This window comes from Streptomyces sp. NPDC102441, from assembly GCF_044765585.1.
Classification (GTDB): domain Bacteria; phylum Actinomycetota; class Actinomycetes; order Streptomycetales; family Streptomycetaceae; genus Streptomyces.
The window spans coordinates 275,189-292,845 of the sequence record NZ_JBIWKH010000003.1 but is presented as its reverse complement, the minus strand read 5'-3'; the positions used below and the strand labels follow the sequence as shown (position 1 = coordinate 292,845).

Genomic DNA, 17,657 nt, shown 5'->3' with positions numbered 1-17,657 from the left:
CGCACCTGGAGGACCGAGATGACGCACCCCAGTCCCGACCCCGTACCCGTGCCGACGCCCCCGCCCGTGCCGGGGCCGCCGACACCGGTGCCCTCCCCGCCGCCCGCTCCGCCGGGCCCTGTGCCGCCCGGACCCGCGCCCGACCCGATTCCGCAGCCGCCGAGCCCGGACCCCGAACCTGTACCCGAGCCGGAGCCCTCGCCGCAGCCGGCGGGGTGAGCCGGAGTTCCCTACGGCCCCTCGCAAAGCCCCGTCAGGGCGTCGGCGTGGCGCAGCCCGCTCTCCGCCGCCACCGAGTCCAGGGACTGTGCCTCGCGCACCGGGGCGAACTGCAGGCCGCCGGATTCCCCCGCGAAGCCGTAGACGGCCGGCCGGGGCAGGCTGTTGTAGGCCCAGGGGGTGGAGAAGTAGTAGGCCCCCGTGTCGTACAGAGCGACGAAGTCGCCCTCCCGCAGCTCGGGCAGCTCCCGGGCGTGAGCCACGACGTCCCCGGCGAAGCAGCACGGCCCCGCGATGTCCTGGACCATCGGCGGCCCGCTCCGGGGGCGGCCCTCCCCGTCGAACGCGCCGACCCGGAGCGGCCAGGCATCGGGCATGAAGACGGTGCGGGTGGCTATCTGGGCCCCCGCGTGGGTGAGTGCGATGCGGCGCCCGCCCGCGTCCTTCGTGTACTCCACACGTGCCCCGATGAATCCGTTCTTGGCGAGCAGGGACCTGCCGAACTCGGTGACCAGGTCGTAGCGCCCGTCGAAGATGCCCGGAGCCGCCGCCCGGAGCGCGGCCACGTACTCCGCGAAGGCCGGGCGGGTCTCGTCGTCGTCGAAGTTGACCGGCAGTCCGCCGCCGATGTCGATCCCGGTGACCCGGCGTGTGCCCAGCAGCTCGTTGATCTCCTCGGCGAGGTGATACGTCTCGGCGATGCCGGCGGCGATGAGTTCCAGCGAGCAGCCCTGCGAGCCGACGTGGGCGTGCAGCCGGGTCAGCCAGGGACGTTCGGCGAAGGTCCGGACGACCCGCTCGCGGGCGCCTGGGTCACGCAGGGCGACGCCGAACTTGGAGGTGGCCGTCGCCGTGCTCATCGCACCGATGGACCCGCCCCCCACCTGCGGATTCACCCGCAGCCCCAGGACGGACGCCGAGCCGGGCGAGCGGAGCTCCTCGATCCGGCGGATCTCGCCGAAGCTGTCCGCGTTCACGGCGATACCGAGCGCCAGCGCCAGCCGGAGCTCGTCGCGGGTCTTGGCGGGTGAGTCCAGGACGATCTGCGCCGGGGCGAAACCGGCCTCGACCGCGAGCCTCAGCTCGCCCGGGCCGGCCACCTCGCAGCCCATGCCGCAGTCGGCGAGCAGCCGGAGCACCGGGATCAGTGACGCGGCCTTCACGGCGAAGGTGTGCTGCACCCGTACGCCCGGCTCGGCGGCGAAGGCCTCCCGCAGCGCTTCGACGGAGTCACGTATCCCGTCCGCGTCCAGGAAGCCCGCGAGGGGCCGCTCCTCGCCCAGCAGCCCGTCCGCCACCGCGAGGCGCAGCGCCTCGGAGAATCTGGCGGAGCGCGGTGGAGGCGGGGGAAGCCCGGGCGCTGCGGAATCCGGCGTCGGCGTACGGCTGGTGTCGTTGATGGGAGCCTCGCAGGTCGGTGCCTTCATGCGATGAGCGGTACCACTGCCTCGGGTGTCAGCATCCGGAAGGTGAACGCCTGATGGAAGTAGAGCCGGATACTCGTCGCGTCGTGGTCCAGATACCCGATCGACAGGTCCTGACCCAGGCACAGCTCGAAGTCGCCGCCGCGGGTGGACAGCAGGACCCCGCCGGTGACCGCGGGCGCCCACAGAATCGGTTCGTCGAGCTGCCGCGCCAGATGGGTGGCCACCGGGTAGCCGTGGTCCGAGGTCTCGGTGGCCTCCGTGAACGCGTCGGCGCCGAGCAGCAGCCGGTACGGCCCGTCGACACCCGCGAGCCGCAGCCGGGTCAGGGCCTGGCTCACCGCCGTCGGATAGTCCCGCGCGTCCGCGGGCAGCGGCAGCGGGGTGTGCGAGGAACCGTCCCGGAGACCTGTGATGCCGGCCGCCGCGTACCCGTCGATGACCGCCATGTCCTCCGCGAACGCACAGGTGCGGGCCGCGTCCTTGACGGGCTGCCAGTCGCTGTCCTCGGATCCGCGTTCCACGTCGTCGACGGCCGCCCTTGCCACGGTGAACGGCACCCGCCACTCGACGACCGGTGTGGCCGTGCGCGCCCGGGCGATCACATCGGGGGTGGGCGGATCGATGTCACGCAGATGCCCGTCGCCGATCGCCGACAGGCCCGGCCCCTGCGGCTCGCTGACGTCCACGACCCGGCGGCCCGCCACATGACGGCTGAAGGTGCGCTTGGCCTCTTCCTCGATCTGGCCCCAGGCGGAGTCGGTGACCGGGGCGAGTTCACGGTGCAGATTGTTCATCACTGGACGCTTTCTTGCAGGCTGCCGATGTGCAGCGAACCGTCGCGGACCACCGGTGTGGCCGGGGAACGCCGCTCCGAGGGCTGCGGCTCCGGGACGGCTGTGGGTCCGGCGGGGGAGGGCGGCGGCGGAGGAGCGTCGAGGAAGTCGGCGCTGGGGGCGTGGAAGAGGGTGCCGGTGACCGCCGTGGAGAAGTCGAGGATGCGGTCGTGGGTGCCGGGCGGGCTGCCCAGGAACATGTTGCGGAGCATCTGCTCGGTGACCCCGGGATCGGCCGCGTACCCGATGAAGTACGTCCCGAACGCGCCCTGTTCGAAGCTGCCGAAGGGCATGTTGGCGCGCAGGATGTCGCGTTCGGTGCCGTCGTCCTCGGTGATGGTGTTCAGGGCGACATGCGAATCCGCCGGCTTGACGTCGTCGGCGAGCTCCATGTCCGTGAACTTCGTACGGCCGATGACTCGTTCCTGCTCCTCGGTGCTCAGCCCGTTCCAGCCGGCCAGGTCGTGCAGATACTTCTGCACGACGACGTAGCTGCCGCCCTCGAAATCCGGGTCCTCCGGGCCGACGACGGCCGCGGCCCTCGCGTCGTCGCCCACCGGGTTCTCCGTGCCGTCGACGAATCCGAGCAGATCCCGGTGGTCGAAGTAGCGGAAGGCCTGCACCTCGTCGACGACCCTGACCGCGTCGCCGAGCCGTCCCAGGAGCTGGGAGGCCCACTCATAGCAGACGTCCATCTGCTCGGCGCGCACGTGGAACAGAAGATCGCCCGGTGTGGCGGGAGCACGGTGGACGGGGCCGCGCAGCTCCTGGAAGGGGTGGAGGAAGGCCGGCCGGGGGCCGCCGAACAGCCGGTCCCAGGCGTCGGAGCCGAAGCCCGTCACGCACGCGAGTCCGGCACTCGGCACCCGGAAGCCGATCGACCGCGCGAACGCCGCCAGATCGGGCAGCACATCGCGTACGGCGGATTCGCCACCGGGCTCGATCGTCGCGACCAGCACCACCGCGGAGCTGGTCAGCGGTGCCACGACGGGCTGGACCACAACGGGTTCCGGTACGGCGTCGGACATGCGCGCACTCCGTGGATGGTGGACAGGGCTCCCCGCCACTTACCCACACCGTGCTCCCCGTCGCACGCCGGACCGGACCGGCCGGGCGACGGACATATGCTTTGGTTGGTTCATGTCACGTGAGGAATTGCTTTCCGAACGGCTGCGTCAGGCGGGATACGCCGCGAGGCATGTGGAGAGGGGCCGCCGGGGGCTCGTTCCTGTTCATGAAGGCCGGCGGCGACCCACTGCACGAACTCACTCCCCTCATCGACGCCGGGAAAATCGGCCGGCCTGTTCAGAGGCAGATCACGATCTTTCCTCGGGTGCGTCCGCGCTCGGCGTGCGCGTGGGCGTCGGCGATCCGCTCCAGGGAGTAGGCCTGTTCGATACGGGGTGTGTAGCGGCCTTGCCGGCCCAGTTCCGCCGCCGCGGAGAGCAGGGTGGAATCGTTCTCCGCGTTGACCACATGCGTGCCCAGGCGCTGCCCGCCTGCATGGTCGGCGACCGTCGCGACGCGCTTCGGGTCACCTGTGATCGCGACGAGGTCGTCCAGCGATCCGGAGGCCGCGGTGTCGAGCGCTGTGTCGACTCCGCGCGGGGCGAGAGCGGACAGACGCTGCGCGAGGCCGGGGCCGTAGGTGGTGGGAACGGCGCCGAGTGCGGTGAGGAACTCGTGGTTGCGTTCACTGGCTGTCCCGATCACAGTGGCACCTTGCGCTACCGCGATCTCGACCGCCGCGCTGCCCACGCCTCCGGCGGCGCCCTCGACGAGAAGGGTGCGCCCCGCGAGGGAGCCGAGCGCGTTTAGTCCACCCATCGCGGTCACTGACGCGAGACCGGCACCGGCGGCCTGCTCGTCGTTCCACGTGTCTGGGGCGTGCGCCCAGGCCGAGAGGACGACCAGCTCTGCGGTCGCCCCGGTGACGCCGCCCAGTCCGAAGACGCGGTCGCCGATGCCCACCCCCTGCACTCCGTCACCGATCTCGTCGACCACCCCGGCGGCGTCGCGCCCGGGAATGGCGGGTAGCTCCAGGGGGATCAGCTGCTGCAGGGCGCCGGTGCGCAGCTTCCAGTCGATGGGATTGACGCTGGCCGCCGCGACGCGGACACGGATCTCACCAACTCCGGGGTGGGGGGCGGGGGCCTGCTCGATCATCAGGCTCTCCGCTCCGCCGTATTCGTGGAACCGGGCTGCGCGCATAATGGTCTGCCTTACTTCGACGGGCCGGAATGACGTGTTCATCCGACGCTCGTCACTCTAGAACCTGACGTTGACGTGAGGTGCAAGCCGCAACTGTCGGGGGCCTGCGCCACCAGGAGGGATCACGCCGCCCGCCACGGTCGACATGAACGCCCTCGGGTCCGCCATCGGGTCGTGATCAATCTCGGTGCCGGCAAACGGCTCGATCGGCCCCCAGGGCTGCCCCCTGGGCCGGGTATTGCTAATCTGAACCTGACGTCAATGTGAGGTATGAGCGGGAAGGGAGGGGCCGGCGGCATGCGCATCGGACAGCTCGCCAGGCGGTCAGGGGTCAGCGTGCGGGCCCTGCGTTACTACGAGGAACAGCGGCTCCTGGAATCGTCGCGGACAACCGGCGGCCAGCGTGACTATCCCGACGAAGCCCTGGAGCGGGTCCAGCTCATCCAGGACCTCTTCGCGGCCGGCCTCTCCAGCCGTACCGTCGTCGAACTCCTGCCGTGCGTGAGCACCGGCGTCGCGACCCCAGCGATGCTCGACCAGCTCATCATCGAACGCGACCGCATCGCCGCACGCATCCAGGACCTGTCCCGGGCCAAGACCAAACTCGGCCACGTGATCGAGAATGTGACCGCGGCGAACGTGGCGCAGGACTGATCAACCCGTCGCGAAGCGAGGGGTGGGGCCCCGGCCTGTCCGGCATCTACCGGGCAATGGCCGGCCACGGGAAGCCCCAGGCGTTCCGGAGGCCGTCGGCCCCACCGACCTCTTCGGTGTCCCACCGTTAACCGTGAACGAGTTCGTTAGGATCGGGCCATGAGTAGGACCGACCGCGCCAGCCGGGTCATCGCGGCACCACCTGTGGCTGTCTACGGCGCCCTCCTTGACCGGGAGTCGATCGAGGCCTGGCTGCCGCCTGACGGCATGCACGGGCGGGTCGAGCGGTGGGATCCCCGGCCTGGTGGCGGATTCCGGATAGTCCTCACCTATCTCGACCCCACCGACAGCCCCGGCAAGACCTCGGATGCGACGGATGTCGTAGACGTCGGGTTCGCCGACCTCGTGCCACCCGAACGCGTGGTGCAGCGGGCGGTGTTCGAGGCCGACGACCCGTCGTACGCGGGCACCATGACGATGACGTGGTACCTCGCAGCCGCCGGTGACGGGACCGAGGTGACCGTCACCGCCACGGACGTGCCACCCGGCATTGACCAAGCGGTCCATGAGGCCGGGATCGCCTCTTCGCTGGCCAACCTGGCGTCGTATGTCGAAGCGGTCGGCTGACGGGGCCGCCCGGGGCATCGTTGCCCTGGTCTCTTCCCATCGGCCCCCGCCCGGACCATAGTTGGATCATGAACCGTTCACCGGATGCGCCGCCCGTCCCGCTTGAGGGAACGGCACCACAACGTACGCAATCATTCGGATCGCACGAGGTCGCCGCCGCATTGCTCACCGCGACCGTCGCACTCCTCGTCGCTCTCGTCGCCTTCGGCAACATCACGGACTTCGGCACGAACCGGGACTTCGTGCGTCATGTGCTGGCGATGGACACCACGTTCCAGGACGAGGACCTGATGTGGCGGGCGGTCACCTCGCGCGCCCTGCAGGACGCGGCGTACGTCGCGATCATCGCCTGGGAGACCGTGGCCGCCCTCGTCCTGCTCGCCGGCACCTGGCTCTGGGCTCGCCGGAGTCCGCGGGCCCGGCAGATCTCCACCGCCGGCCTGGTGATGGTGCTGCTCCTGTTCGGTATGGGGTTCCTCGCGATCGGCGGCGAGTGGTTCGCGATGTGGCAGTCGGACGACTGGAACGGCCTGGACGCCGCCACGCGCAACGTGGTCCTCAGCGGAGTCGCTCTGCTGGTGGTGCTGGGGGCCGGCCAACGGGACCGTGGCGCCCCCGCTCCGTGACCTCCACCTCCATGGCGGGACCTTCGGGCATTCCGGCGGCGATGACGTTCCTTGCTCCTCGACCGCCCGGGTGGGGCTTCCTCGAAGCCCTCGTACGTTGCGGCGTGCGGCGTCTCCCGCGAACTGGGTGAGGCGGCCCCCGGGAACGTCGCTGTGGGAGACCACGCACGCGCGGCTGGGTCGGCATCACGACATCGCAACCGGGCGGGCGAAGGTGTCCTTCCCTCGGCCGATGGTGCCGGAAAGACGCGCGGTGTCCGCGTCTGCAGAGCCACGCCACTGTGTGCAGACCGGGCCACCCGGTCCCGTGATGCTCGGAGGCTTTGGGGCCGCCGAGCGCCGTCGTCGGGGCAGTTCGGGCAGTCAGACGAGTTCGAGACCGCCGTCGACGGTGAGCACCTGGCCCGTGAGCCAGGCCGCCCGGGCGTCAGCGAGGTGCAGGATCCACTCCGCGACCTCCTCGGGGCGGCCCCGGCGGCCGAGCGGGATGCGCGCGGCTTCCTCGTCCTTGACCTTCCCGATCTGTGCCTCGGAAAGACCTGCCCCTGCCAGTGCCTCGCTCTCGGTGGGTCCAGGTGCGACGGCATTGACCCGGATCCCTTCGGATGCCAGTTCCAGCGCCCAGCTGCGGGTGAGGTGCTCGATCGCGGCTTTCGACGCGCCGTAATGAGAGGCTTGGGCGATGGGGCGATGTCCGTAGGTGCTGCTCACGTTGACGACGGACCCACGTGATGCCCGGAGGTGGGGCATTGCTGCACTTGCCAGCAGGCTGGGCGCGGTGACATTCGTGGCGAACACGCGGCTGATCCCCTCCTCGGTGGCTTCGCCCAGGGGCATCATGGCCAGGATCCCGGCGTTGTTCACCACGACATCGATACGCCCCCACTGACTCACGGCGTGCCGGACGATCTCGGCGGCTGCGCCGTCGGCGCAGATGTCCGCCTCCAGAGTCTCGATGGAAGTGTGCAGTTTCGCGGTGTCGGCGAGGGCTTCCGCACGGCGGCCTACGCCGAGGACCTTGCCTCCGGCGTTCGCGAAGGCCACCGCCGTTGCTCGCCCGATGCCCGAACCCGCTCCGGTCAGGATGGCTACACGGTCGGTGAAGCGGCTGGTCGTATCCGTCATGTTCACTCCGCACTTCGATCGTCAGCATTCTCGGCCTGGGCCGACCGGTCAGAGGTTGGAGAAGCGGCCCGCCTGGGCAAGCAGTTGCTCCGCGTCATCCACCGGGGGGTAGATCCACAGCGTGTTGATGTCCTGCTTGAGGAGCTTGGCCTTCTGGCCCGTCAGCTGCACCGCGCGGTCCCAGCCCTGTGTGGAGACCGCGTCGTCCGGCCCGAGGTCCAGGGTGGTGGTGTAGGGATCCGGCGCGAAGGACAGGCGGTCGGTTCCCAGGAGGTCGGCGGCCACGTTGTGTCCGGCGAACTTCCCCATGGGCAGGGCGTGCTGGCAGCTCTGCAGCGTCGAATGCCCTTCCTCTACGGGTGCGGCAGCCGTGTCGCCGGCCGCGTACACGTCCGGAACTCCGGTCACTCGCAGATACGCGTCCACACTCAGCCGTCCCAGCCGGTCGCGTTCCCCCGGCACCTGCGAGGTCAGAGGGCTGGCGGCCATGCCGGCCGTCCACACGACGGTCGCGGCGGGGATCACTTCGCCGTCCGAGAGCGTGACCGCCTCAGGACTCGTGGAAGCGACAGTGCGCCCCGTACGCCGCTCGATCTGCAACTTCTCGACCGCCGCCTCGATCCGGGCGCGGGGACCTGGCCCGAGCTCGGGCCCCAGAACGTCGGCCCGCTCGACCAGGACGACCCGCACGTCCTCGCCCGCGCCCTGCGCGTCGGCGATCGTGGGCAGTCGGCTCCCGAGGCCGGTGGCGATTTCCAGGCCGGTGAAGCCGGCGCCCACCACGACGGCCGTGTACCGGCCTTCGGAGGGTGAACGCCCGGGCAGTCGCCGCAGGTGGTGATCGAGCGCTGCCGCCGTCGGCATGGTGTCGATGTCGAACACGTTCTGCGCGCCTGGGAAGTCGGGGCGTACGAGTTGGCTGCCGGTGGCCAGCACGAGCTTGTCGTACGACAGGGTCAGTTCTCCGCCCGCCCGTTCGACGGCCCGGACGGTACGGGCCCGGGTGTCGATGCCGGTCACGGTGGCCGTGAGCCGGTGCACGCCGATCGGGCCGAGGATGCGGTCCAGTGATACCCGCATGCTTTCGGGGGTGTCCTCGTAGAGACGGGGACGCACCACCAGGTCGTCGCCGCCGCTGATGAGAGTCACCCGCAGTTCCTCACCGGCGCTCCCGGCTTCACGGGCCGCTCGTACGACTCCGGCTGCGCTCCATACGCCGGCGAAGCCCCCGCCGACCACCACAACGTTCTTCATCGTTTCTCCTCTTTGAGTGCGGGCCGTGGCCTGCTTCATTAATCCTGGACCTTAGACATCCTGGATATGGGATGTCAAGATTTGCAGGCTCCGCCTTCGTCGCATCAAGCGAGGCTGCCGCCGACCGCTTCTCGCTCAAGGGGAGTCCAGGACATATAATGTCCGCATTATGCGAATGAGTAAGGGCGTCGAGTGGGCCATCCACACACTGCTCAACCTGGACGCGGTCGGGGGCGGGCCCGTAGGCAGTGGTCAGCTCGCCGACGCCCACGGCTTGCCCGCCCCGTACCTCAACAAGCAGTTGCAGCAGCTCGCGAAAGCCGGTCTTCTGACCTCCACACCGGGCCCCCGCGGAGGTTTCCGGCTCGCCAGACCGCTCGGCGACGTCACACTTCTCGACGTCGTGGAGGCGATCGAGGGTGATACCGAGCTCTTCCACTGCGCGGAGATCAGGTGCAGTGGAAGAATCGGCGAACTCTCCCCGCCGCCCACGGCGGCGTGCGCCGTCAAGGCGGCCATGCACCGTGCCGACCGGGCCTGGCGGCAAGCACTGGCAGAGCAGAGCCTCTCGGATCTCAGGACCGAGCTCAACCGCACCCCCTTGTTCGGGAACATCGTCCGGGCCGTACTGAACTGAGAGCTGGGCAGGAGGCTCGGCAACGGGACGGTTGCCGGTGGGGCCCGGTGCGGCGGTGAGCTGCTCGTACGCCCGACCTCGTCAGGTCTGGCAGTGCGGGCACCGGACCGTGCGGCGGCCGGCGATACGGTCCGATTCCAGGGGCTGGTCGCAACGAGGGCAGGACGGCTCCGATGCGTCTCTCCGGCCGGTCAGCCATGAGGGCCTGGGTGGTACACGCTCGGCCCGCACGGACGTACGCAGGACGCGTCTCATCGTCCCGTGGATGCGCCGGAGGGCTGCGGCATCCAGATCACGGGCCGGTGTACGCGGGTCGACACGCGCCTGCCAGAGGATTTCGTCGCAGAGAAGGTTTCCGAGGCCCGCGACGACTGACTGGTTCATGAGCGCGTTCTTGAGCGAGGTCCGTCTCCGGGACAGCGCCTCCTCGAGTTCCGTCGGCGTCACGGTCAAGGCGTCCGGACCGAGCGTGTGGAGAAGGCGGTCCAGGGCGGGGTCCCGCATCCATGAGACCCCCTTCAGCTTGCGTTGGTCCCGGTAGCGCAGTTGAGGCCCGTAGTCGAGCGTCAACACCAGACGGTCGTGCCGGTGGATCTGTTCCTGCGGGGAGCAGTACGTCAGTGAGCCCGTCATACCGAAGTGCCAGGCGAGCGTCGAACCGTTGTCCACGGGGGCGAACAGCCACTTTCCGTGGCGCCACGGTGCGCCGAGCTGCACTCCCGTCAATTCCCTGCGGAGTCGTTGCTCGGAGACTCCCTCGAGGACTCCGCTGTCGAGTACATCGACATCGGTGACACGCCGTCGTCCACCGCAGGAAGCCAGTTGCCGGCGGAATCCTTCGACGTCAGGCAGTTCGGGCATGGGCCCTCTCCTCCCGTAGTCCTACCGTGGACGGGCCGCAGGTGTTCGATGAGGGTCTGCTCGATGAACTCGCCGGTCTCGATGAGGGGGCGTTCTGCTGTGGGGCGTTGCGGCAGGCGGCCACCGGCAAGGTGGCGGTCATGCCGGCGGCGACGTCGTGGCCCATGGCGTCGAAAAGCCCGAGACGGACTACGTCATCGGCCACCGCGTAGTCGAAGGCGCCCCCGCCGACCTGATGAGCGGGTTCAAGCGCGGCGCCGCTGGTCATGTGTCCGTTTGTGAAGGCGCGCGGCGGCATGAGATTCCACTGCGGCTCGGCCGCCACGTTCATCAGCTCGGTGCGCACCAGTCGGGCGTGGGAGCCGCTGTGGCGCCTCACTGCAACGATCACGCCGCATCTCGACGAGTTCTTCCAGGCTGTGCCGCATAGGGCGAGAGGTTATGCCGTCATGAGGTTTCCCGGCCGACGCCGCGCGCCTGCGCAGGGCCGATCGGGGCCATTCCGGTGCTGGAGCGGCGCCACCAAACCCGAGGCCTGAGCAGACTGGCTGGCTCGTGGGTGCCCACCCCCCTACCAGCCGCCCGCCGAACGGCGCGATCCGGGTTTCACTCCTTCACCACGCGGCTATCTCTCTTCCACGCAGGGGAAACCCGTACGTGAAACTGGGAATGTGCTGTGGGGGACCGGACTCACGAGTGGCTGCGTTGCCCGGCGCAGATGGTCGCCGGTCCCTGGTGCACGGTGCGTTCCGGCGCGGGCGACTTTGGCGCCTTATTGCCTGCTGCTTGCGTTTCCCCACGGGCTCGGTGGACAGGCGGAGCCCACGTGCCTGTCGAAGAACGATGAGTTTGGGCGGATCAGGCAGCCGGCAGGGTCCTGCCAAGGGCCACGCCGGAGCAGTCCGGCCGTATGTCTTCGCGGCTCCGCAGGCCAGGCCTGGCCAGGCCAGGCAAGTGCTCGGCGCGAGGAGAGGAGGAATCCATGAGCTCGGGACCAGTACCGTACGCCCCCCGCGAGCATGTTGAGACCGCACCTGCGGCGTTCGCGGAAGCTGCCGCTCTTGAGACGGCGCTGCGTGCCCGGGTGCGCGGAGAAGTGGCGTCCGCCCCGGCTCGCCCGGACGGCGACTGTGCAGACCCATTGCCATCAGCACGCGGTGATGAAGTACGACGCCGACCAGGAACTGATGCGCCGCGCGGGCATCGAGGCCGATGTCCTCGACGAGGGCTGCTGCGGACTCGCCGGCAACTTCGGTCTCGAAAGCGGCACTACGACGTGTCCATGACTTCGGCGAGAAGGGTGCCCTGCCCGCCGTACGGGACACGGCACCCAGTGCCATGGTCCTCGCCGACGGATTCAGCTGCCGCACGCAGATCGAGCAGGGAGGCACCGTGACGCATGGCTGGCGGCCACCGCTGCCGTGAGCGGTCACGGTGAAATCGCGGCAGCACGGCAACGCATCACTCACGGTTGAGATGAGAGGAAATCACGTGTCGATGAAGGTGTCCGACTACATCCTGCAGCGCCTGCGCGAGTGGGAGGTCGACCATGTTTTCTCCTACGCGGGCGACGGCATCAACGGGCTGCTCGCGGCGTGGGGGCGCGCGGACAACAAGCCGAAGTTCGTCCAGGCACGGCACGAGGAGATGGCGGCGTTCGAAGCCGTGGGCTACGCCAAGTTCTCCGGCAAGGTCGGGGTCTGCGCCGCGACCTCAGGCCCCGGGGCGATTCACCTGCTCAACGGCCTGTACGACGCGAAGCTGGACCACGTCCCCGTAGTGGCGATCGTGGGGCAGACCAACCGCAGCGCGATGGGCGGCTCCTACCAGCAGGAGGTCGACCTGCTGAGCCTGTACAAGGACGTCGCCTCCGACTTCTGCGAGATGGTCACCGTCCCCGAACAGCTGCCCAACGCCATCGACCGGGCCATTCGCACGGCTTACGGCAGGCGGACGGTGACGGCCGTCATCATCCCCGCCGACGTCCAAGAACTCGACTACTCGCCGCCCACCCATGCCTTCAAGATGGTCCCCTCCAGCCTCGGCATGGCCACCTCCGCCCCCGTACCGGCCGACGCGGACCTCATCAGGGCGGCGGAAGTCCTCAACGCCGGCGAGAAGGTCGCCGTCCTCGTCGGCCAGGGCGCGCGCGGCGCCCGAGCCGAGGTCCAGGAACTCGCCGACCTCCTCGGGGCAGGAGTCGCCAAGGCCCTCCTCGGCAAGGACGCCCTGCCCGACGACCTGCCGTACGTCACCGGAGCGATCGGCCTGCTGGGCACCCGGCCTTCCTACGAGCTGATGATGGACTGCGACACGTTCCTCATGGTGGGCTCCAGCTTCCCCTACACCCAGTTCCTGCCGAAGTTCGACCAGGCGCGCGCCGTTCAGATCGACATCGATCCGCACAACATCGGGATGCGCTACCCGTTCGAGGTCAACCTCGTCGGAGATGCGAAGGCGACCCTCGAGGCACTGCTGCCGCGGCTGAAGCGGAAGAAGCACGGCGCCTGGCGAAAGAAGATCGAGAAGGACACCGCCCGCTGGTGGGACGTCATGGAACGCCGTGCCGCCGTCGAGGCCGACCCGGTCAATCCCGAGTACGTCGTACACAGCCTTGACGCGCTGTTGCCCGACGATGTGATCCTGGCCGCCGACTCCGGCTCGGCCGCCAACTGGTACGCCCGTCACCTGCGCATGCGCGGGACGATGCGCGGCTCCCTGTCCGGCACGCTCGCCACGATGGGACCCGGAGTGCCGTATGTCATCGGCGCCAAGTTCGCCCACCCCGGGCGTCCGGCCATCGCGATCGTCGGGGACGGCGCCATGCAGATGAACGGCATGGCCGAACTCATCACCGCCGCCAAGTACTGGGAGGAGTGGCAGGACCCCCGGCTGATCGTCGCCGTACTGAACAACCAGGACCTCAATCAGGTCACCTGGGAGATGCGCGCCATGTCCGGCGCCCCGCAGTTCCTGCCCTCCCAGGCCATCCCGGACGTCCCCTACGCCGACTTCGCCCGGTCCATCGGTCTCGCCGGCGTCCGGGTGGAGAAGCCCGACCAGGTGGAAGCGGCCTGGCGGCAGGCCCTCGGCTCCGACCGGCCCTTCGTGATCGACTTCCGCACCGACCCGGCCGTCCCGCCCATCCCGCCGCACGCCACCCGGGAACAGGCCGAAGCCGTCGTCTCGGCCGTCATCAAGGGGGACAGCGACAGCGGCGGCATGATCCGGCAGGGCATCAAGGCGAAGGTGCAGGAGTTCCTCCCCGGCCATCACCACGGCGACGACGCCCGGGGCAGGCGGGGGGAGAAGTGACTCCACCCGCCGCCCCGGGGGCGCACCCCGTGGTCGACGGGGTCGAAGCCACCGCCACCGTATCCACGGACGCGACCGGGGGCGACGGGGTTGATCGGGGGAGCGTCGCCTGAGGTGCGCCTCTCAGTCTGCGTCCTTCGCGGCTTGGAGGAGGACGTTGCTGGTGTACCGGAACTCCTCCATGAGCCGCGTCGCCTCGATGACGAGGACGCCGTACGGGGCGGAGGGATCGGTGAGGGATACGGACAGCCGGTGGGTTTCCTCGACCACCTCGTCGCGGCGTGCTTCGGCCTCGTCGGCAAGGCGCTGCAACCGTTTCGCCTGCGGAAGCAGGGTGGTCTCGTCCAGTGTCGTCAGCACCTCGGCGACTGCTCCGACGGACTTCAGGAACGCCGCGTAACGCTGGAGGAACGGCTGGCGGGCCTCGTCCTCCTCGCGGGTCCGGTCGAGACCGCGGGTGAGAGAGGCCATCTGGTAGAGCGTGCGTTCCAGGGCGCCGAGCACGGCCTCATAGCCCTGGAAACCCGGGTGTTCACGGTAGGGGCGCAGCAGGCGGCGCGGGTTGAGGAGGGCGCTCTCCTTGGCTGTCCGGAGCCGCGACCGGGCCCGTCCGATTACGTCTTCGGTACGTTCCGCGCGGGTTCGCCATTCTCCGGTGGTGTCCAAATCGGGCACCTCTTCGGCGAGGACGGGGTGCATGTCGGCGAGGAGGTCGTGGAGGGTGTGGGCGAGGTTGCGGATGCCGTACTCGGCACTGCGGTAGCGCAGCGGCGGGGCCACCAGAACGTTGACGACGGTGCCGATCGCGCAGCCGATGAGAACGAGGAGGACGATTTCTCCCAGCCGGTAGAGGCGCTGGGCGTCTCCGGACGAAGAGGTGTAGGTCGAGAAGGCGAAGAAGGCGGCGGTGGCGACCTGCGGTCCCTGAACGCCCAGGACGTGCCAGCGACCGATGGTGAGCGCGATGAGGGCGACGATCACGAATGTCAGCAGGTCTGGGCCGGCGAGGAAGCCGAGGGCTGCCTGCACGAGGACACCCACGACCACCGCGCCCACGTAGCGCAGTGACTGCAGAACCGAGCGGTAGACGGTCACCTGCATGATCAGCACCGCAGAGAACGGGGCGAACGCCGGCGAGTGGGAGTCGAGGACGTCGTACGCAATTACCCAGGCAAGGGTGGCGGCAAGAGCACTCTTGCCGATCACCAGTAGCGTGTCGCGTTCGTCTCCGGAGTAGGCGAGAGCGCGCCGCCACCACTGGGCCAGCTCAGCGATCCTGCCCGTATCGGTCCGCGAGGTTGTCGTGCCAGGAGTCATGAACCCTCGTGTCCTTCGGCTTTCATAGTTCCGCAGCCCGCTTTCAGCCTGATTCACGTGACGGGTTCGGGTCTTTTCCACGGCGCCGGCCAGGTGGGCGAGCATGCGGCGGTGACGCAGCTGAACCAAGCGCCCACTGCCGTGTTGTGCAGGCCCCACCCAGGTCCACGCAGTGAATGTCCGCTGATGATCACGTAATGCTGGAACCGATGTGTATTCCTTCGCGACCCCTTGGACGAGAGTCGGATGCCCCGACCACCCAGTCGCGGGTGCCCAGCCTTCCGGGCCTTACTCGTCCCTGTCGTCGGCAGGTTACGAACGCAAGTCCCGCTGCTCTCCGTCCTGGCGTCAGGCACCGCCGGCCCCAGCCCCCGGCCTCTCGTTTGGATCATGCTGGGCTCGCGTGCCCTGGCGCCGCACCTCGCGGCGTTGTCGTCAATCTTCCCCGAGCTCTCGGCTTCTCCCCCACTCTCGGCTTCGCTCGAGCGGGGGGACCCCCATGAGCAGGGGAGACCCCAATCGCTCCGCGTTGCCTCAATCCTCCGCCTCGCGATGCTCCCCCACAGCCTGAACGGCGTGGGAGGTGCCCCCATCACCAGACCCCGCTCCCTGATCCAGCCTGATCCAAACGAAAGACCCTAGCCGCCGGCCTACGCCCTGCCCTTCGGTAGTCGCGATGTGCTCGGCCTCACCCGTCCGGACACGTTCCAACTGCTTGGCGACGCCGACCAGGTCGCGGTCGGACCTGCCCACCCGCGCGACGCCAGGTCCGCAAGGGTGCGGACGCGGTCCGCAAGGGCCGGCCGTGGAGCCTTCCGCTGGCGGACCGGGTGCTGCTGGTCGCGGTGTACTGGCGGACCAACCTGACGGCGCGCCAGCTCGCCCCGCTGTTCGGGGTGTCCAAGTCGGCGGCAGACCGCGTCATCGACCACCTCGGGCCTATGCTCGCGCTCCAGCCCCGCAAGCGGTTCCGCTCCGGCGGCGGCCTGCGCGGGTGACCGGTCAGCTTTCCACTTCGGTCTTGTCGCCGCCCCAGAGGGTGTGGAAGGTGCCCTCGCGGTCGGTGCGGTGGTAGGTGTGTGCGCCGAAGTAGTCGCGCTGGCCTTGTGTGAGGGCGGCCGGGAGGCGTTCGGCGCGCAGGGAGTCGTAGTAGGCGAGGGTGGCGGCGAAGGCGGGGGTGGGGACGCCCTGGGTGACGGCGGTGGTGATCACGGTGCGCCAGTCGTTCTGCGCGGCGGCGATCTCCTCGGCGAAGCTCTTGTCGGAGAGGAGGCTCGGCATCTGGGGCTGGGCTTCGTAGGCGCTGGTGATCCTGTCGAGGAACGCGGCCCGGATGATGCATCCGCCGCGCCAGATGGAGGCGACCTTGCCGAGGTCGATGTTCCAGTCGTACTGCTCGCTGCCGGCCGCGATCTCGTGGAAGCCCTGGGTGTAGGCGACGATCTTGGAGGCATACAGCGCCTGCTCGACCTGGTCGGCGAATGCCGCCGCTTCCTTCTTGCCGAGCGTGCGGGCGGTCGGTCCGGCGAGGTGGTGTGAGGCGTCACGGAGGGCTGCGTGGCCGGAGACGGAGCGGGCGAAGACGGCCTCGGCGATGCCGGAGACGGGAACACCCAGATCAAGGGCGATCTGGACGGTCCAGCGGCCGGTGCCCTTCTGCTCCGCCTGGTCGAGCACGACGTCCACGAAGGGCTTTCCGGTCGCCGCGTCGACGTGCGAGAGCACTTCCGCGGTGATCTCGATGAGGTAGGAGTCCAGGCGCCCGGTGTTCCAGGTGCGGAAGATGTCCGCGATCTCCGCGGGGGAGTATCCGGCCACGTCACGGAGGAGCTGGTACGCCTCGCCGATGAGCTGCATGTCCGCGTACTCGATGCCGTTGTGCGTCATCTTGACGAAGTGTCCGGCGCCGTCAGGACCGATATGTGTGACGCACGGGGCGCCGTCCTTGGCTTTCGCGGAGATCTTTTCCAGCATCGGGCCGAGTGAGTCGTAGGACTCCTTGCTGCCGCCCGGCATGATGCTCGGTCCGTCGAGCGCGCCCTCTTCGCCGCCGGAGATGCCGGTGCCGACGAAGTGGATGCCCTGGTCGCGCAGTTCGTGCTCCCGACGGCGGGTGTCGGCGAAGTGCGCGTTGCCTCCGTCGATGATCACGTCACCGGGCTCCAGGAGGGGTGTGAACTCGGCGATCACCGCGTCCGTGGCCTCTCCGGCCTTTACCATGACGACCAGACGCCGTGGCCTCTCCAGGGCTGCCACGAAGTCCTCGGCGCTCTCGGTCGCGACGAAATCACCCTCGTCGCCGAACTGGTCGACGAGTTCGTGGGTGCGAGCCGCCGTGCGGTTGTGCAGAGCGACGGTGTATCCGTTGCGTGCGAAGTTCCGGGCCAGGTTGCGTCCCATGACGGCGAGTCCGGTGACGCCGATCTGTGCGGTGGCTCCGGACGAGGGGGTGGTGGTCATGCGGTGGTCCACTCCTGTTGCGATCGACGAGTTCTTGCGCCGGGTGGGCCCGTGCCGTGGACGGACGGGCGCCGCCCGGGCCGGGTATCCG

At 69.2% G+C, this 17,657-nt stretch carries 15 protein-coding genes and 2 pseudogenes; 7 read left to right on the top strand and 10 right to left on the bottom strand.

From position 1 onward, the window contains the following. Positions 1-230: 230 nt before the first annotated feature. The 4 genes from ACIREO_RS07580 to ACIREO_RS07565 form a co-directional block, all read right to left on the bottom strand. Positions 231-1,646 (bottom strand): diaminopimelate decarboxylase, encoded by a 1,416-nt coding sequence (locus ACIREO_RS07580; RefSeq protein ID WP_404106366.1) that lies wholly within the window; start codon positions 1,644-1,646, stop codon positions 231-233. Beyond that, positions 1,643-2,440 carry a family 1 encapsulin nanocompartment shell protein gene (locus tag ACIREO_RS07575; protein WP_404106364.1) on the bottom strand — a complete coding sequence of 266 codons (798 nt, stop codon included), beginning with the start codon at positions 2,438-2,440 and terminating at the stop codon, positions 1,643-1,645. The genes ACIREO_RS07580 and ACIREO_RS07575 overlap by 4 nt, the downstream gene beginning before the upstream one ends. Next, positions 2,440-3,507 carry a Dyp-type peroxidase gene (locus ACIREO_RS07570; protein WP_404106362.1) on the bottom strand — a complete coding sequence of 356 codons (1,068 nt, stop codon included), beginning with the start codon at positions 3,505-3,507 and terminating at the stop codon, positions 2,440-2,442. The genes ACIREO_RS07575 and ACIREO_RS07570 overlap by 1 nt, the downstream gene beginning before the upstream one ends. Positions 3,508-3,784: 277 nt before the next feature. Beyond that, positions 3,785-4,690: an NADP-dependent oxidoreductase gene (locus tag ACIREO_RS07565; RefSeq protein ID WP_404106360.1), complete on the bottom strand. Its 906-nt coding sequence runs from the start codon at positions 4,688-4,690 to the stop codon at positions 3,785-3,787. A gap of 297 nt (positions 4,691-4,987) precedes the next feature. Between ACIREO_RS07565 and ACIREO_RS07560 the strand changes: the two genes are divergently transcribed. From ACIREO_RS07560 to ACIREO_RS07550, 3 genes are all read left to right on the top strand, one after another. Further along, positions 4,988-5,344: a MerR family transcriptional regulator gene (locus tag ACIREO_RS07560; protein ID WP_404106358.1), complete on the top strand. Its 357-nt coding sequence runs from the start codon at positions 4,988-4,990 to the stop codon at positions 5,342-5,344. 159 nt (positions 5,345-5,503) lie between these two features. Continuing rightward, positions 5,504-5,971: an SRPBCC family protein gene (locus ACIREO_RS07555; RefSeq protein ID WP_404106356.1), complete on the top strand. Its 468-nt coding sequence runs from the start codon at positions 5,504-5,506 to the stop codon at positions 5,969-5,971. 68 nt (positions 5,972-6,039) lie between these two features. Next, positions 6,040-6,597, top strand: a complete 558-nt coding sequence (locus ACIREO_RS07550) for a DUF2165 domain-containing protein (protein WP_404106354.1) — start codon at positions 6,040-6,042, stop codon at positions 6,595-6,597. A gap of 363 nt (positions 6,598-6,960) precedes the next feature. Here the strand turns inward: ACIREO_RS07550 and ACIREO_RS07545 are convergent, their stop codons facing one another. Continuing rightward, the gene (locus ACIREO_RS07545; RefSeq protein WP_404106352.1) at positions 6,961-7,722 is read right to left on the bottom strand and encodes an SDR family NAD(P)-dependent oxidoreductase; all 762 of its coding nucleotides are present in this window, start codon (positions 7,720-7,722) and stop codon (positions 6,961-6,963) included. Between the two features lie 48 nt (positions 7,723-7,770). Further along, positions 7,771-8,976 carry an NAD(P)/FAD-dependent oxidoreductase gene (locus ACIREO_RS07540; RefSeq protein WP_404106350.1) on the bottom strand — a complete coding sequence of 402 codons (1,206 nt, stop codon included), beginning with the start codon at positions 8,974-8,976 and terminating at the stop codon, positions 7,771-7,773. Positions 8,977-9,145: 169 nt separating this feature from the next. Here ACIREO_RS07540 and ACIREO_RS07535 point away from each other — a divergent pair, with 169 nt between their 5' ends. After that, complete coding sequence (locus ACIREO_RS07535; protein ID WP_404106348.1) at positions 9,146-9,613, top strand: RrF2 family transcriptional regulator; 468 nt, start codon at positions 9,146-9,148, stop codon at positions 9,611-9,613. Positions 9,614-9,694: 81 nt separating this feature from the next. Here the strand turns inward: ACIREO_RS07535 and ACIREO_RS07530 are convergent, their stop codons facing one another. Then, entirely contained in the window at positions 9,695-10,474 is a 780-nt protein-coding gene (locus tag ACIREO_RS07530) for an Fpg/Nei family DNA glycosylase (protein WP_404106346.1), read from the bottom strand. After that, positions 10,458-10,820, bottom strand: a complete 363-nt coding sequence (locus ACIREO_RS07525) for a hypothetical protein (protein ID WP_404106344.1) — start codon at positions 10,818-10,820, stop codon at positions 10,458-10,460. The genes ACIREO_RS07530 and ACIREO_RS07525 overlap by 17 nt, the downstream gene beginning before the upstream one ends. Positions 10,821-11,571: 751 nt before the next feature. Here ACIREO_RS07525 and ACIREO_RS07520 point away from each other — a divergent pair. Then, positions 11,572-11,866: pseudogene (locus ACIREO_RS07520) on the top strand (FAD-binding oxidoreductase); the annotation flags it as partial. Between the two features lie 105 nt (positions 11,867-11,971). Continuing rightward, the gene (locus tag ACIREO_RS07515) at positions 11,972-13,789 is read left to right on the top strand and encodes a thiamine pyrophosphate-requiring protein (RefSeq protein ID WP_404106765.1); all 1,818 of its coding nucleotides are present in this window, start codon (positions 11,972-11,974) and stop codon (positions 13,787-13,789) included. A gap of 123 nt (positions 13,790-13,912) precedes the next feature. On the opposite strand, the gene ACIREO_RS07510 is transcribed toward ACIREO_RS07515, so the two are convergent. Next, a complete protein-coding gene (locus ACIREO_RS07510; RefSeq protein WP_404106343.1) occupies positions 13,913-15,106 on the bottom strand; it encodes an aromatic acid exporter family protein in 1,194 nt (397 codons plus the stop codon). A gap of 770 nt (positions 15,107-15,876) precedes the next feature. Between ACIREO_RS07510 and ACIREO_RS07505 the strand changes: the two are divergent. Further along, positions 15,877-16,077, top strand: a pseudogene (locus ACIREO_RS07505) (transposase family protein); the annotation flags it as partial. A gap of 31 nt (positions 16,078-16,108) precedes the next feature. Here the strand turns inward: ACIREO_RS07505 and gndA are convergent. Continuing rightward, positions 16,109-17,566: an NADP-dependent phosphogluconate dehydrogenase gene (gndA, locus tag ACIREO_RS07500; protein ID WP_404106341.1), complete on the bottom strand. Its 1,458-nt coding sequence runs from the start codon at positions 17,564-17,566 to the stop codon at positions 16,109-16,111. Positions 17,567-17,657 lie beyond the last annotated feature (91 nt).

Bases quoted from the DNA above. Each gene is read 5' to 3' on its own strand.
- ACIREO_RS07580 (WP_404106366.1), bottom strand. From the start codon at position 1,646: ATGAAGGCACCGACCTGCGAGGCTCCCATCAACGACACCAGCCGTACG.
- ACIREO_RS07575 (WP_404106364.1), bottom strand. From the start codon at position 2,440: ATGAACAATCTGCACCGTGAACTCGCCCCGGTCACCGACTCCGCCTGG.
- ACIREO_RS07570 (WP_404106362.1), bottom strand. From the start codon at position 3,507: ATGTCCGACGCCGTACCGGAACCCGTTGTGGTCCAGCCCGTCGTGGCA.
- ACIREO_RS07565 (WP_404106360.1), bottom strand. From the start codon at position 4,690: ATGCGCGCAGCCCGGTTCCACGAATACGGCGGAGCGGAGAGCCTGATG.
- ACIREO_RS07560 (WP_404106358.1), top strand. From the start codon at position 4,988: ATGCGCATCGGACAGCTCGCCAGGCGGTCAGGGGTCAGCGTGCGGGCC.
- ACIREO_RS07555 (WP_404106356.1), top strand. From the start codon at position 5,504: ATGAGTAGGACCGACCGCGCCAGCCGGGTCATCGCGGCACCACCTGTG.
- ACIREO_RS07550 (WP_404106354.1), top strand. From the start codon at position 6,040: ATGAACCGTTCACCGGATGCGCCGCCCGTCCCGCTTGAGGGAACGGCA.
- ACIREO_RS07545 (WP_404106352.1), bottom strand. From the start codon at position 7,722: ATGACGGATACGACCAGCCGCTTCACCGACCGTGTAGCCATCCTGACC.
- ACIREO_RS07540 (WP_404106350.1), bottom strand. From the start codon at position 8,976: ATGAAGAACGTTGTGGTGGTCGGCGGGGGCTTCGCCGGCGTATGGAGC.
- ACIREO_RS07535 (WP_404106348.1), top strand. From the start codon at position 9,146: ATGCGAATGAGTAAGGGCGTCGAGTGGGCCATCCACACACTGCTCAAC.
- ACIREO_RS07530 (WP_404106346.1), bottom strand. From the start codon at position 10,474: ATGCCCGAACTGCCTGACGTCGAAGGATTCCGCCGGCAACTGGCTTCC.
- ACIREO_RS07515 (WP_404106765.1), top strand. From the start codon at position 11,972: ATGAAGGTGTCCGACTACATCCTGCAGCGCCTGCGCGAGTGGGAGGTC.
- ACIREO_RS07510 (WP_404106343.1), bottom strand. From the start codon at position 15,106: ATGACTCCTGGCACGACAACCTCGCGGACCGATACGGGCAGGATCGCT.
- gndA (WP_404106341.1), bottom strand. From the start codon at position 17,566: ATGACCACCACCCCCTCGTCCGGAGCCACCGCACAGATCGGCGTCACC.